We start from the raw sequence: 14377 nt of genomic DNA on the forward strand, positions 1-14377 counted from the left end.
GACACAACGAAGGAGACCATGAAAACCACCCGCCACACCCAACCGGCCGCGCTGGCCCTCGCGCTCGCAGCAACCAGCGCCGCGCTCGCACTCGGCACCACCGCCGTGCAGGCGCAGGACAAACCCGTGCAGCTCAAGCTGTCTAGCTGGGTGCCCGCGCAGCATCCGCTGAACCCTGCGCTGCAGGCGTGGGCCGACGACATCAAGAAGGAATCGGGCGGCACCATCACCGCCATCCTGTTTCCCTCCGAGCAGCTCGGCAAGGCCTTCGACCACTACGACATGGCACGCGACGGCATCGCCGACTTCTCGTACGTGAACCCCGGCTACCAGCCGGGCCGCTTCCCGGTGATGGCGGGTGCGTCGCTGCCCTTCCTGTTCGCCAACGGCAAAGAAGGCTCGGCCGCCATCGACGCCTGGTACCGCAACTACGCGGCCAAGGAGATGAAGGACGTGAAGTACTGCTTCGCGTTCGTGCACGACCCCGGCACCTTCCACTCGCGCAAGAAGATCACCGTGCCCGGCGACGTCAAGGGCATGAAGGTGCGGCCGGCCACCAGCACCGTGGGCCAGCTCATCACTTCGCTCGGCGGCACCAACGTGCAGGCCTCGGCGCCCGAGTCGCGCGACATGCTCGAGCGCGGCGTGGCCGATGCCATCACCTTCCCGTGGGGCTCCATCGGCCTGTTCGGCATCGACAAGGTGGTGAAGTACCACATGGATGCGCCGCTGTACGTCACGCCCTTCGTGTGGGTCATGAACAAGAGCAAGTACGACGCCATGTCGACCGCGCAGAAGAAGGTGATCGACGACCACTGCACCAGCGAGTGGGCACAGAAGGTGGCCGGGCCATGGGCCGACTTCGAGTTCGCGGGCCACGCCAAGATGGCCGCGCTGGGCGGCCACGAGATCTACAAGCTCACGCCGGAGCAGCTCGATGCTTGGCGCAAGGCGGCTGCGCCGTCGGAAGCGCAGTGGGCAGAGAGCGTGAAGAAGGTCGGCGAAGACCCGAAGGCGGTGATGGATGCGCTCAAGGCCAGCCTCGCCAAATACAAGTCCGCACTCTGACTGTTGCCAGCCCCAGGCCGCGCGCACTTCGTGTCGCTTCTCCTTCCCCCCTGCCCAGGGGGCGGGCCGGCCGCTTCGGGCGGCCGTGCGCAGCGGCCCATTGAAAGAAAGAACGTAGACCCATGGCTCGACGCTCAGCCAATCTCATGGACCGCGCGATCAATACGATTGAATGGCTCGCCGCCATCTTCGTGGGGATCGTCGCGCTCAACATCTTCGTGGCCGTGGTGCTGCGCAAGTTCTTCGACACCTCGATTCCCGACGCGTACGACTTCGGCCGCATGCTGCTGGGCATCCTGATCTTCTGGGGCATCGCGGCCACCAGCTACCGCGGCGGGCACATCACGGTCGACCTCGTGTGGACCGCGGCGGGCCCGCGCATGAAGCGCGTGATCGACGTGTTCGCCACGCTGGTGCTGCTGTTCGTGGTCGCCGTGCAGACGGCCATGCTGTTCGACAAGGTGCGCGGCACCTACGTGGACAACGTGCAGACCTACGACCTGAACATTCCCACCTGGCCGTTCTACGCCGTGGCCTGGGCCGGCGACGTGTGCGCCGTGCTGCTCATCGCGATCCGCACGTACCGCCTCATCTTCCACCCCGAACAACTCGAAGAAGTTCACGCAGAACAGAAGGCCGACGAATGAGCGCCGCGCTGGGCCGCCCCAAGCAAGCTCGCACCGCAGTGCGAAGCACGGAGGTATTTCGATGACACCCGATGCAGTGGCAGTTTTGGGCTTCGTCGCCCTATTCGTATTGATGCTCCTTCGCGTGCCGGTCGGCATGGCGATGGGGCTGGTGGGCGTGGTGGGCTACAGCTACCTCGTCGGGCCCGGCCCGGCGCTGAAGCTGGTGGGCCAGACCTCGATGCGCACCGTGACCGACTACACCTTCGGCGTGATCCCGATGTTCATGCTGATGGGCGCGCTGGTGTCGGTATCGGGCGTGAGCCGCGAGCTCTTCAAGGCCGCGAACTCGATGATCGGCCACCTGCGCGGCGGCCTCGGCGTGGCCACCGTGGTGGCCTGCGGCGGCTTCGCTGCCATCTGCGGCTCGTCGGTGGCCACGGCCGCGACCTTCTCCGCGGTGGCCTACCCGGAGATGCGGCGCTTCAACTACCCGCAGTCGTTCTCGACCGGCGTGATCGCCGCAGGCGGCACGCTGGGTGCGATATTGCCGCCGTCGACCGTGCTCGCGGTGTACGCCATCCTCACGCAGCAGGACATCGGCAAGCTCTTCATGGCCGGCATCGTGCCGGGCATTCTCGCGATGGCCATGTACGTGCTGACCATCGCGATCATCGTCAAGCTCAGACCCGACTGGCTGCCCGGCGGCGAGGTCAAGCCCTGGTCTGAACGCTTCAAGGACCTGAAGAACGTGTGGGCGCCGCTGGTGCTGTTCGTGTTCGTCATCGGCGGGCTCTATGGCGGCTTCTTCACGCCGACGGAAGCGGGCGGCGTGGGCGCGAGCGGCGCGTTCATCCTGGGGCTGGTGCGGCGCAAGCTCGATGGCCCGAAGATCCGCGAAGCGCTGCTGTCTGCCACGCGCACGGCGGCGGCGGTGTTCACGGTGCTCATCGGCGCGCTGCTGTTCGGCTACTTCCTCACCATCACGCAAAGCCCGCAGAAGCTCACCGAGTTCCTCACCGGGCTGGGCATCGGTCGCTACGGCGTGCTCGCGCTCATCATGGTCATGTACCTGGTGCTGGGCTGCCTGATGGATGCGATGGCCATGATCATCCTCACCGTGCCCATCATCTACCCGGTGATCGTGCACCTCGGGTTCGATCCCATCTGGTTCGGCGTGATCATCGTGATGACGGTGGAACTGGGGCTGATCCATCCACCGGTGGGCATGAACGTGTTCGTCATCAAGAGCGTGGTGAAGGACGTGAGCTTCACCACCATCTTCAAGGGCGTGCTGCCGTTCATCGCGACCGACATCGTCCGGCTGGTGATATTGATCGCGTTCCCCGTCATCGCCCTGTGGCTGCCGACGAGAATGGGCTGATGAGCAACACCACCGCCATCAAGGAAGTCGTCTACACCGCGCGCGTCGAGTTCGGCGACTGCGACCCCGCCGGCATTGTCTGGTTTCCCAACTTCTTCCGCTGGATCGATGCGGCCTCGCGGCACTTCTTCGCGGAATGCGGCGTGCCGCGCTGGGAAGAGACCACCGAGACGCTGGGCGTGATCGGCACGCCGCTGGTCGACACGCACACGCGCTTCGTGAAGGCCGCGAGCTACGGCGATACGCTGCAGATCGCGGTGCGCATCACCGAGTGGCGCGAGAAGAGCTTCGTGCAGACCTATCGCGTGACGCGGGGCGACGACCTGATCCTCGAGTGCGAGGAGGTGCGCATCTTCGGCGCGAAGCGCGAGGGCGGCGGCATCCGCGCGGTGCAGATTCCGCCGTCGATCCGCGCGCTCTGCGAGTAGGCCTTCAGCGTGCGTCGGCCTGCAGCTTCGCGAGCAGGCCATCGACACCGTGGTCGATGAGGTCGAAGACTTCGATGAAGTCCTGCTCGCCGCCGTACCACGGGTCGGGCACATCGCCCTCGATCCCGTCGGCAAATTCGGTGAAGAGGTGAATCCTGTCGGCCGCGCCTTCGGGCGCGAGCCTGCGCAGTGCGGCGCAATGCTGGGCCGTCATGCCGATGACCAGGTCGAAATGCGCGAAGTCGGCCTTGCGGATCTGCCGCGCGGCGTGGGCGTGCATCTCGATACCGCGCCGCCTGGCCTCTGCCACGGATCGCCGATCCGGCGGGTTGCCGCGCTCTTCGTTGGAGATCGCGGCGCTGTCGACCTCGAGGTCGAAGCCTGCCGCCCGGGCCTTGTGCATGAGCAGGGTGTGGGCTGTCGGTGACCTGCAAATATTGCCGGTGCACACGAACAAGACGGACGTTCTTTTCATCTTTTTCAACGATCTGGTTGCATCGACGACGCACCGGCGCCGCGTCGGGCGGGTAGGCGAAAGTCCGTCATGAAGAGTCGGCAAAGGCTCATACGCGATGGCCGGGCGGCCCGACATTGTCGATGCACCGGGCTCGCTGCTGCTGCAGACGTGACAACACGAGCGCCGCGCAGGTTGGATCGGCCGCCTGGATCAAGGAGGAACCCATGGATACCCGACAGGAACAGAAGCGAAGCGCCTTCGCCCGACAGCTGATGGCCGGCCTGCTGGCCTTCATCGCCGTCTGCGTGGTGGTGGTGCTCCTGGTCTATGGTCTGCGCGAGCCGGCAAAGGGCCCGGGCAATGTGCCTGCCACGGGCGCCGCGACGCCCCTGCAGGACAACGGCAGCCCGCCCACGTCGAAATGACGCAGCCTGTTGAGGAGCCGCGCATGAAGCTGATGACCGCAGAACTGACCCACGCGGACGGGATCGATCGCGCGAGCTGGTCGACCTTCCGCGAGATACCACCGGCCGAAGCCTTCGACCGTCTCATCCGCGTGCTGGCCGAGACGCGCCGGACGATGGAGCCTGCAATCGCGGAGAAGCTCCCGATGCTCGTGAAGGAACCGCCGCAGGTCGACGGCCCCGGCTGGCAATGGACGATGCAAGCTGACGGCAGCCTGATCCTGAACATGCGGCACCCGGGATTGGGGTGGATCGGCTTTCGCATGCCCGACGTGGAGGTCTTCCACGCCAACCTGTCGGACGTGCTGGCACAGAGGAAGGCGCTGCGCGAAGAGCTGGTGCCGCCGGTCCGTCCCCAGCGCTGAGCCGCTGCTTTGCGCGTGTGGCGTTGCAACGTCATGTCGCACCGCAATCGCAACAACGAGGCGATAACCTCCCCACTGCCAGCGTGGAAGCGCAATCCAAGGGTTGACGCATTTCATGCGGCGGTGCAACAATCGGCAATCTTCATTTCGGAGCCTCGTGCGTGGACAGTGCCAGTTGGATCAGTGACAAGACGCGTGCCTCGGCAGGCGTGACACACCCGGCTCTCTAGCGCAGGCTTCCCCGCGCTGCGTGCCGGTGTGCACACAGCGCGAGCCTTTGCCCTCAAGGCAAGCGGCTCCCCTCCTCCCGATTCACATCGTTCTCGTCGCTGGCTTTTTCAGTCAGCCTGGCGTGTCCGTGCGCGAGGCCCTTCAACGCGAAGGAGCCTTGTCATGCGTCACTTTCATCTTCGTCGTCAGCCGCACGAACCGCGTGTTCGTCCGTCCACGCACGCGCCCGTTCCGGCCGCTGCGGCGGCGCAGGCCGTGCCGGCCGTCGATGCCGCGCTCGACCAGGCCGCCGCGCTGTGGACCACGCGCCGCATCCGCAGCTTCCTCGTGCTGCAGCCAAGCTGCACGCCCCGCCGCTGAGCCGCGCCCGGCGCCGCTCGTTCCGCCTGAACCTTCGATCGACCAGGAGCACACCATGGACCCCGCCTCTTGTTGGCGCCGTAGCGCGCCCCCTTCGTCTGGATCGATTGCAGCAACACCGCGGCCCGCCGCCGCGCTTCGCAAAGGGTTGAGCCCGGCCTGTTGAGGCCCGGTGGTTCTCCCTGGGCGGGCGGCGGCCGCCCCGAAGGAGAACCCCATGAAAAACGCCCTCAAGTCTTTCTTCGAAGGCTTCCTGCGCAGCCGCCACATGCTGCATCACTTCGAGCGATGGCAGACACTGCTGGGCTCGAAGCCCATCGCCGCCGGCTCGGCCAGCATGCCGGCGGACATCGCGAAGGCATTGGCCGCTGCGTCGCGCACCGATGCCGGCGAGATGCTCGTCAGGCTCGACAGCTCGCCGCGCGGCCTGAGCGAGGGCCACGCCCAGGTGCTGCGCAAGCGTCTCGGCAGCAACGAGGTGCGCCACGAGCAGCCGCTGCCCTGGTGGCAGCACCTGTGGCAGTGCTACCGCAACCCCTTCAACCTGCTGCTGACGGTGCTGGCACTGGTCTCGTACGTGACCGAGGACATGAAGGCCACGCTGGTGATCGGCAGCATGGTGGTGCTGTCGACGGTGCTGCGCTTCCTGCAGGAGTCGCGCTCCAACAAGGCGGCCGACCGGCTCAAGGCGATGGTGAGCAACACCTCGACGGTGCTGCGGCCCGCGCCCGGCCAGAAGGCCGGCGCCGCCGGCGACGAAGGCTTCGACACCGCGCACACCGGCACGGTGCGCGTCGAGGTGCCGATGCGCGACCTGGTGCCGGGCGACGTGATCGCGCTGTCGGCGGGCGACATGATCCCGGCCGACTGCCGCCTGCTCACCGCGAAGGATCTGTTCATCAGCCAGTCCGCGCTGACGGGCGAGGCCATGCCGGTCGAGAAGTTCGTGACCGACCGCGGCGAGCACGACGCGGGCGTGCTCGAGCGCGAGAACCTGCTCTTCATGGGCACCAACGTGATCAGCGGCACGGCCACCGCGCTCGTCGTGCACACGGGCGACCGAACCTTCTTCGGGGCGCTGGCGCAGCGCGTGACAGCCACCGACCGCGGCACCAGCGCGTTCCAGGCGGGCATCAACCGCGTGAGCTGGGTGCTGATCCGCTTCATGCTGGTGATGGCGCCGCTGGTGCTGGTGATCAACGGCGTGGCCAAGGGCGACTGGTGGGAAGCGGCGCTGTTCGCGCTGTCGATCGCGGTCGGCCTCACGCCCGAGATGTTGCCGATGATCGTGACGGCCACGCTGGCCAAGGGCGCGGTGGTGATGTCGCGCCAGAAGGTGATCGTGAAGCGGCTGGAGGCCATCCACAACTTCGGCGCGATGGACGTGCTGTGCACCGACAAGACCGGCACGCTGACGCAGGACCGCATCGTGCTCGAGCGCCACACCAACGCCTGGGGCGAGGACTCCGACCATGTGCTGCAGTTCGCATACCTCAACAGCTTCCACCAGACCGGCCTGAAGAACCTGCTCGACAAGGCGGTGCTGAGCCACGCCGAGATGCAGCTCGAGACGCGGCTGCAGACGGCCTACCGCAAGATCGACGAAGTGCCCTTCGACTTCTCGCGCCGCCGCATGTCGGTGGTGGTGGCCAACGGCGGCAGCGAACACCTGCTGATCTGCAAGGGCGCGCTCGAGGAGATCCTGTCGGTGTGCACCGCGGTCGAGCGCGGCGCCGAGGTGCTCGCACTCGACACCGAGGTGCTGGCGCGCATCCATCGCGTGGCGTCGGAACTCAATGCGCTGGGCCTGCGCGTGGTGGCCGTGGCGAGCCGTGCGCTGAAGACCGAAGCGCAGAAACCGGCATACGGCGTGGCGGACGAATCGGGCCTCACGCTGCTGGGCTACGTGGCGTTCCTCGATCCGCCGAAGGAATCGACCGCGCCCGCGCTGCGCGCGCTGGCCGAGCACGGCGTGGCGGTGAAGGTGCTGACGGGCGACAACGAACTGGTCACGCGCAAGGTGTGCGCGGACGTGGGTCTGGAGGCTGGCCGCATGGTGCTCGGGCGCGATGTCGAGGGCATGGACGACGCCGAACTGCGGCGCGTGGTGGAAGAGCACCAGGTCTTCGCCAAGCTGACCCCCGCGCACAAGGAGCGCATCGTGCAGGCGCTGCACGCCAACGGCCACGTGGTGGGCTTCATGGGCGACGGCATCAACGACGCGCCGGCGCTGCGCGCGGCGGACATCGGCATCTCGGTGGACGGCGCAGTGGACGTGGCCAAGGAGTCGGCCGACATCATCCTGCTCGAGAAGAGCCTGATGGTGCTGGAGCAGGGCGTCGTTCAGGGTCGACGCACCTTCGCGAACATGCTCAAGTACATCAAGCTCACGGCCAGTTCCAACTTCGGCAATGTGTTCTCGGTGCTGGTGGCCAGCGCGTTCCTGCCGTTCCTGCCGATGCTTCCGCTGCACCTGCTGGTGCAGAACCTGCTGTACGACGTGTCGCAGATCGCGATCCCGTTCGACAACGTGGACGACGAGTTCCTGAAGAGCCCGCAGCGCTGGAACCCGGCGGATCTGGCCCGCTTCATGGTGTTCTTCGGGCCGCTGAGCTCGGTGTTCGACATCCTCACGTTCACGGTGATGTGGTTCGTGTTCGCGGCCAACTCTGTGGAGCACCAGACGCTGTTCCAGTCGGGCTGGTTCGTCGAAGGCCTGCTGTCGCAGACCTTGATCGTGCACCTCATCCGCACGCGCAAGATCCCGTTCCTGCAAAGCCGCGCGGCCTGGCCGCTGCTGATCATGGGCGGCGCCATTGCGGCAGTGGGCATCTGGCTTCCGATGGGGCCGCTGGCGCACTACTTCAAGCTGCAGGCGCTGCCGCTGATGTACTTCCCGTGGCTGGTGGCGATGCTCGCCGGCTATGCGTTGCTCACGCAGGCGGTGAAGGGGTGGTATGCGCGGCGGTATGGGTGGCAGTGATTGCCGCGGCTCATGACACGAGGATGACACCCAGGCCACACAGACTGGGCACCACCATGGCATGAATGAGGAGTGAAGATTCGATGCAATCCATCCAGAACATTCACCTGCTGTCGCTGCTCGACACTTTCATCAGCGTGGCGGCCGCCTTCATCCTCGGCTCGCTGATCGGCCTGGAACGACAGGTCAGGCAGCGCACGGCGGGCCTGCGCACCAACACGCTGGTGGCGGTGGGCGCGGCGGTGTTCGTCGACATGGCCAACCGGCTCGACGGCAGCGGCGGCGCGGTGCGCGTGGTGGCCTATGTGGTGTCGGGTATCGGCTTCCTGGGCGCGGGCGCGATCATGAAGGAAGGCGCCAACGTCACGGGGCTGAACACGGCAGCCACGTTGTGGGGGTCGGCCGCGGTGGGCGCCTGTGCGGGCGCGGACCTGCTGGGAGAGGCGGTGATTGCAGCGCTGTTCGTGCTGGCCAGCAACACGCTGCTGCGGCCGGTGGTGAACCGCATCAACCGGCAGCCGATCAGCGAAGGGGCGAGCGAAGCGACCTACGTGGTGCGCGTGATCTGTTCACGCGCGGCGCGGCCCGAGGTGATGGACCAACTGCTGCTGTTGCTCGAGGCCGCGAACTACCCGGTGCGCGATGTCGACCAGCATCCGTTCGGACCGGCCGACACCGAAATCGGTGCGACGCTCTATGCAACGGCGGTCGAGCCCGAGGAGCTCGACCGCGTCATCGAGGAACTCGAATCGCTCGACGGCGTGCAGCAGGCCTTCTGGAATGCTGCCGCCGAGGAGTGAACGAGCGAAGGAACTCAAACGCCCAGGATCGACACTGCCTTGGTGTTCAGGTAGGCCTCGAGGGCTTCCGGGCCGCCTTCGGAGCCGTAGCCCGAATCCTTCACGCCGCCGAAAGGCATTTCCGGCGACGGCGTGGCGGGCTGGTTGATCCAGAGCATGCCCAGTTCGAGCTTCTGGCTCAGCAGGTGCGCGTTCTTGATCGACTTGGTGAACGCATAGCCGGCCAGGCCGAACGGCAGGCGGTTGGCTTCGGCGATGGCTTCCTCGAGCTTGTCGAAACCGCGGATGGCGGCGATGGGGCCGAAGGGCTCGTTGTTGAACACGTCGGCGTCCAGCGGCACATCGGTCAGCACGGTCGGGGCGAAGAAGTTGCCGGTGTCGCCCACGCGATCGCCGCCTGCGGCCACGGTGGCGCCCTTCTTGCGCGCATCTTCCAGCACGTGCGCCATCGCCGTCAGGCGGCGGGCATTGGCCAGCGGGCCGATGGTCGTGCCTTCGGCCAGGCCGTCGCCCAGCTTCAGGCCTTCGGTGTACTTCACCAGCGAGCGGGCGAATTCCTCGCGCAGGCTGTTGTGGACCAGGAAGCGGGTCGGCGAGATGCAGACCTGGCCCGCATTGCGGAACTTGGCCGCACCGGCGGCCTTGACGGCCAGCGCAACATCGGCGTCCTCGGCCACGATCACGGGGGCATGGCCGCCGAGTTCCATGGTCACGCGCTTCATGTGCTGGCCGGCCAGCGCGGCAAGCTGCTTGCCCACCGGGGTCGAACCGGTGAAGGTGACCTTGCGGATGATCGGGTGGGCGATCAGGTAGTTGGAGATTTCGGCGGGGTTGCCGAACACCAGGCCCACGGTGCCGGGCGGGATGCCGGCGTCGACGAAGGCCTGCAGCAGCGCGGCGGGCGATGCGGGGGTTTCTTCAGGCGCCTTCACCAGGAACGAGCAGCCGGTGGCCAGTGCGGCGCCGAGCTTGCGCACGATCTGGTTGATCGGGAAGTTCCACGGCGTGAACGCGGCGACGGGGCCCAGCGGCTCCTTCAGCACGAGCTGCTGCGCGGCCAGGTTGCGCGACGGCACGATGCGGCCATAGACGCGGCGGCCTTCGTCGGCGAACCATTCGATGATATCTGCGGCGGCCAGGGTCTCGCCCTTGGCTTCGACCAGCGGCTTGCCCTGTTCCTGCGTCAGCAGCTTGGCGATATCGCCGGCGCGTTCGCGGATCAGGCCGGCGGCGTGGCGCATGACGGCGGCACGCTCGTTGGCGGGGGTATTGCGCCAGGTGTCGAAGCCGCGCTGGGCGGCGGCCAGGGCGCGGTCGAGGTCGGCGATGCTGGCATGCGCCACCTTGCCGATGGCCTTGCCGGTGGCGGGGTTCAGGACGTCCAGCGTCTTGCCGCCGGTGGCTTCGACCCATTCGTTGTCGATCAGCAGGCGGGTGTCGGTGTAGGTGGCGGTCATGGCGAACTTTTTCCTTCGAGACTGGGGGGATGAAAAGGGGAATCTGGGTGTACGGCTGCGGCACCCGGGGGTGCGCTGGCGACAACGGCGGTCAAGGCGGCACCGGCCGCCGGGGGCATAGGTTAACCCGAGTTCGCAAACCCCGCCGGCTGCCGGTTACGGGCACGGTTCGGGCACGCGGGAAGGTCATGCGCGCCGAACATAATCCCCGCCAAACCAACACCAACAGAGGACCGAGGGAAATCCATGCACGCAGCGCTCAGCAACAACCTGTTCTTCGTGAAAGAACACGTGGGCATCTTCAAGGCGGCCAACAATTACGACATCTTCGAACCGCATTCGCAACAGAAGATCCTGGAATGCCGGGAGCCGAACCTCGGCTTCTTCAGCAAGCTGCTGCGCTTCACCGACTACAAGCGCTTCACGCCGTTCGACGTGGTGGTGTCGACGCCCGAAGGGCAGAAAGTGCTGTCTGTGAAGCGCGGCGTGTCCATCTTCCTGTCGAAGGTCGAAGTGCTCGACGGCAACGACCGGGTGGTCGGCTACTTCAAGCAGAAGCTCTTCTCGATCGGCGGCAAGTTCGACGTGCTCGACGCGCAGGAGCGCCTGGCGTGCACGCTCAAGGGCAAGTGGACCAGCTGGGATTTCCGCTTCGTGCAGAACAGCACCGAGCTGGCGGCCGTATCCAAGAAATGGGCCGGCCTGGGCAAGGAGTTGTTCACCACGGCCGACAACTACATGCTGTCGATCGACCCTGGCGTACCGGCCAGCGATGCACGCCGCCTGCTGATCGTGGCGGCGGTGATGTGCATCGACATGGTCCTCAAGGAGTGACTGTGCGGCGGCGATGGGCCGCCGCCGTTTCCACCGGCGCAGGCCCTACAGCACCAGCAGTGCGCGGAAGTCGTTGACGTTGGTGTTCGTCGGCCCCGTCACGAACAGGTCGCCGATGGCGTCGAAGTAGCCGTAGGCGTCGTTGCGGTCGAGATGGTCCGACAGCTTGCGGCCGGCCGCCGTGGCGCGCGCCAGCGTGTCGGGCGTGACGAAGGCGCCCGCGTTGTCTTCGACGCCGTCGATGCCATCGGTGTCGGCGGCCAGGGCCCAGACCTCCGGCTGGCTCATGAGCGCGCCCGCCAGCCCCATGCAGAACTCGCCGGCGCGACCGCCCCGTCCCTTGGCCTGGCCCGGCTGGCGCGGACGGATCGTGACCGTGGTCTCGCCGCCGGAAAGGATCACGCAGGGCCGCGCGAAAGGCTGGCCGCGATGCGCCGCGCCACGCGCCAGCGCGGCATGCACCTTGCCGACCTCGCGCGATTCGCCTTCGATCTCGTCGCTGAGGATGTGCACCGCGATGCCCGCGTCGCGCGCCGCCTGGGCGGCGGCCTCCAGCGACTGCTGGGGCGTGGCGATCAGGTGCGTCTCGTGGCCCTCGAACACCGCGTCGCCGGGCTTGGGGGTCTCGAGCTCGCCGCTTTCGAGCCGGGCGCGCACCGGCGCCGGCACGTCGATGCCGTAGCGGTCGAGGATGGCGAGCGCGTCGGCGCAGGTCGTGGCGTCGGGCACGGTCGGGCCGCTGGCAATGACGGCCGGGTCGTCGCCGGGCACGTCGCTGATCGTCAGCGTGACCACGCGGGCCGGAGCGCAGGCCGCCGCCAGGCGGCCACCCTTGATGCGCGACAGGTGCTTGCGCACGCAGTTCATCTCGCCGATGCCGGCCCCGCTTTCGAGCAGCTGCTTGTTGATGCGCTGCTTGTCGGCCAGCGTGAGCCCATCGGCAGGCAGTACCAGCAGCGACGAGCCGCCGCCCGAGATCAGGCACAGCACCAGGTCGTCGGCCGTGAGGCCCTGCGCGAGCGCCAGGATGCGCTCCGCCGCCTGTTGACCTGCCGCATCGGGCACGGGGTGCGCGGCCTCGACGATCTCGATGCGCTGCGGAACGCCTTCGGGACGCGGCGGAATGTGGTCGTAGCGCGTGACGACGAGCCCCGACAGCGGCGCGTCCGCTGGCCACAGGGCCTCGAGCGCCTGCACCATCGAGCCGCCCGCCTTGCCGGCCCCCAGCACCAGCGTGCGGCCCTTGGGCGGTTTGGGCAGATGGGCGCCCAGCGTGGACAGCGGCAGCGCGCGGTCCACCGCCACGCGGTAGAGATGTTCGAGGAAGGCGCGCGGTGCTTCGCGCGGATCGGGCACGGGGCCGAGGGCGGGGGGTGATGCGGTCATTGCTTGGTTTGTCTCCGAAGTCAATTGTGCGAGGAATACCGCGGACCGGTTTCGCCGGGCGGCCGGCATCTCCCGCTGCAGGAGCCGGCGGCCGCCCGGCGCGGGGCGAGCCCCGGTGCTCAGTTCGTCTTGGCGCCGGCCTGAAACCACCGGCCGATGAGCGCGCGCTCTTCGTCGGTGATGCCGGTCGCGTTGTTCATCGGCATGATCTTCGTGACGACCACCTGCTGGTAGATCGCCTGCGCATGTGCAGCCACCTGCTCGGGCGAGTCGACGCGCACGTTCTTCATCTGCATGGCCGTGCCGTGGCACATGTAGCAGCGTTGCTCCAGCACCTTCTGCACGTCGGCGAAGGGCACGGCAGGTGCCGCGGCAGCGGCCACCGCGGGCGCGGCGGCCGGCTCGGGCTTCATCCAGACGATGGTCAGGCCCAGCACCACGATGCCGACCAGCGCATAGGGCAGCGGGTTTCCAGCGTTGCCCAGCTTGAAGCGGTGGCGCACCACGAAGAACTGCCGGATGGCCGCGCCGCCGAGCATGATCAGCAGCAGCACGATCCAGTTGTACTTGTGCGTGTACGTGAAGCTGTAGTGGTTGCTCAGCATCGCGAACAGCACCGGCAGCGTGAAGTAGGTGTTGTGCACGCTGCGCTGCTTGCCGCGCTGGCCGTGCACCGGGTCGACCGGACGGCCTTCGCGCAGTGCCTGCACGTTCTTGCGCTGGCCGGGAATGATCCAGAAGAACACATTGCCGCTCATGGTGGTGGCCATCATGGCGCCCACCAGCAGGAACGCTGCGCGGCCCGCGAACCACTGGCAGGCCAGCCAGGTCGCGAACACGATGAACAGCGCGATCAGCACGCCGACGATGGTGTCGCCGTTCTTGCGTCGGCCGAAGATCTGGCAGATGCCGTCGTACACCATCCAGAACACCACGAAGAAGGCCAGCGCCACGGCGATGGCGGCGCCGGGCTGCCAGTCCATCTTCGACTTGTCGATGAGGTAGGTGCTCGCGTTCCAGAGGTACGACATGGTGAACAGCGAAAACCCGGTGATCCAGGTGCTGTAGCTTTCCCAGTACGACCAGTGCAGGTGGTCCGGCAGCTTCTTGGGCGCCAGCGCGTACTTCTGCATGTTGTAGAAGCCGCCGCCGTGCACGGCCCACTGCTCGCCGCCCACGCCCTTGTCGAGCGATTCGGCGTCTTGCGGCTTCTCGAGGCTGTTGTCCAGCATCACGAAGTAGAACGAGGCGCCGATCCAGGCGATGGCGGTGATGACGTGGACCCAGCGCAGCAGCAGGTTGGCCCAGTCGAGGTAGTAGCTTTCCATGTACTTCTCTCTCAACCCCATTGGCGCGTGGGGCACCAAGGAGGGGTTTCAGCCTGCTCACCACCGCGGGCACTGTAAGCAGAGAAAGTGCCGCGAACGCAGGCTCCGTGAAGTGGGCCTCGCTCCGCTGCGGCTGGTTGTGGACCGAAAGTGTATACAGTTTTAGTGAAAAGCGGGACGATTTTTTGCGGCGGCATCGCCGGGAA

At 66.9% G+C, this 14377-nt stretch carries 14 protein-coding genes; 10 read left to right on the forward strand and 4 right to left on the reverse strand.

Translation table 11 applies throughout. The features are described 5' to 3' along the window. Positions 1 to 18: 18 nt before the first annotated feature. The 4 genes from AACL56_RS27585 (at position 19) to AACL56_RS27600 (ending at position 3506) form a co-directional block, all read left to right on the forward strand. A complete protein-coding gene (locus tag AACL56_RS27585) occupies positions 19 to 1068 on the forward strand; it encodes a TRAP transporter substrate-binding protein (RefSeq protein WP_339093171.1) in 1050 nt (349 codons plus the stop codon). A gap of 122 nt (positions 1069 to 1190) precedes the next feature. Further along, complete coding sequence (locus tag AACL56_RS27590; RefSeq protein WP_339093172.1) at positions 1191 to 1715, forward strand: TRAP transporter small permease; 525 nt, start codon at positions 1191 to 1193, stop codon at positions 1713 to 1715. Between the two features lie 61 nt (positions 1716 to 1776). Next, positions 1777 to 3078: a TRAP transporter large permease gene (locus AACL56_RS27595; RefSeq protein ID WP_339093173.1), complete on the forward strand. Its 1302-nt coding sequence runs from the start codon at positions 1777 to 1779 to the stop codon at positions 3076 to 3078. Then, entirely contained in the window at positions 3078 to 3506 is a 429-nt protein-coding gene (locus AACL56_RS27600) for an acyl-CoA thioesterase (RefSeq protein ID WP_093129325.1), read from the forward strand. Before AACL56_RS27595 ends, AACL56_RS27600 begins: the two co-directional genes overlap by 1 nt. 4 nt (positions 3507 to 3510) lie before the next feature. On the opposite strand, the gene AACL56_RS27605 is transcribed toward AACL56_RS27600, so the two are convergent. Next, positions 3511 to 3981 (reverse strand): low molecular weight protein-tyrosine-phosphatase, encoded by a 471-nt coding sequence (locus AACL56_RS27605; protein ID WP_339093174.1) that lies wholly within the window; start codon positions 3979 to 3981, stop codon positions 3511 to 3513. 206 nt (positions 3982 to 4187) lie between these two features. Between AACL56_RS27605 and AACL56_RS27610 the strand changes: the two genes are divergently transcribed. The 5 genes from AACL56_RS27610 to AACL56_RS27630 all read left to right on the forward strand — a co-directional run bounded on the left by AACL56_RS27610 (position 4188) and on the right by AACL56_RS27630 (position 9166). Further along, positions 4188 to 4388, forward strand: a complete 201-nt coding sequence (locus AACL56_RS27610) for a hypothetical protein (protein ID WP_339093175.1) — start codon at positions 4188 to 4190, stop codon at positions 4386 to 4388. Between the two features lie 23 nt (positions 4389 to 4411). Continuing rightward, positions 4412 to 4792, forward strand: a complete 381-nt coding sequence (locus tag AACL56_RS27615; protein WP_339093176.1) for a hypothetical protein — start codon at positions 4412 to 4414, stop codon at positions 4790 to 4792. Positions 4793 to 5185: 393 nt separating this feature from the next. Continuing rightward, the gene (locus tag AACL56_RS27620) at positions 5186 to 5383 is read left to right on the forward strand and encodes a hypothetical protein (protein ID WP_339093177.1); all 198 of its coding nucleotides are present in this window, start codon (positions 5186 to 5188) and stop codon (positions 5381 to 5383) included. A 217-nt stretch (positions 5384 to 5600) separates the two neighbouring features. Beyond that, the gene (mgtA, locus tag AACL56_RS27625) at positions 5601 to 8366 is read left to right on the forward strand and encodes a magnesium-translocating P-type ATPase (protein WP_339093178.1); all 2766 of its coding nucleotides are present in this window, start codon (positions 5601 to 5603) and stop codon (positions 8364 to 8366) included. Between the two features lie 83 nt (positions 8367 to 8449). Further along, a complete protein-coding gene (locus AACL56_RS27630; RefSeq protein ID WP_339093179.1) occupies positions 8450 to 9166 on the forward strand; it encodes an MgtC/SapB family protein in 717 nt (238 codons plus the stop codon). 14 nt (positions 9167 to 9180) lie between these two features. Here the strand turns inward: AACL56_RS27630 and AACL56_RS27635 are convergent, their stop codons facing one another. Then, on the reverse strand, positions 9181 to 10623 hold the full coding sequence (locus AACL56_RS27635) for an NAD-dependent succinate-semialdehyde dehydrogenase (RefSeq protein ID WP_339093180.1): 1443 nt from the start codon (positions 10621 to 10623) through the stop codon (positions 9181 to 9183). A gap of 246 nt (positions 10624 to 10869) precedes the next feature. On the opposite strand from AACL56_RS27635, the gene AACL56_RS27640 reads away from it, so the two are divergent. After that, positions 10870 to 11457 carry a phospholipid scramblase-related protein gene (locus tag AACL56_RS27640; protein WP_339093181.1) on the forward strand — a complete coding sequence of 196 codons (588 nt, stop codon included), beginning with the start codon at positions 10870 to 10872 and terminating at the stop codon, positions 11455 to 11457. A 45-nt stretch (positions 11458 to 11502) separates the two neighbouring features. On the opposite strand, the gene AACL56_RS27645 is transcribed toward AACL56_RS27640, so the two are convergent. Both AACL56_RS27645 and AACL56_RS27650 read right to left on the reverse strand, forming a co-directional pair. Beyond that, the gene (locus AACL56_RS27645) at positions 11503 to 12843 is read right to left on the reverse strand and encodes a glycerate kinase type-2 family protein (protein WP_339093182.1); all 1341 of its coding nucleotides are present in this window, start codon (positions 12841 to 12843) and stop codon (positions 11503 to 11505) included. Between the two features lie 119 nt (positions 12844 to 12962). Next, a complete protein-coding gene (locus tag AACL56_RS27650) occupies positions 12963 to 14171 on the reverse strand; it encodes a urate hydroxylase PuuD (protein WP_339093183.1) in 1209 nt (402 codons plus the stop codon). Positions 14172 to 14377: the final 206 nt, after the last annotated feature.

The sequence above is a fragment of the Variovorax paradoxus genome, assembly GCF_902712855.1.
In the GTDB taxonomy this organism is placed as follows: domain Bacteria; phylum Pseudomonadota; class Gammaproteobacteria; order Burkholderiales; family Burkholderiaceae_C; genus Variovorax; species Variovorax paradoxus_Q.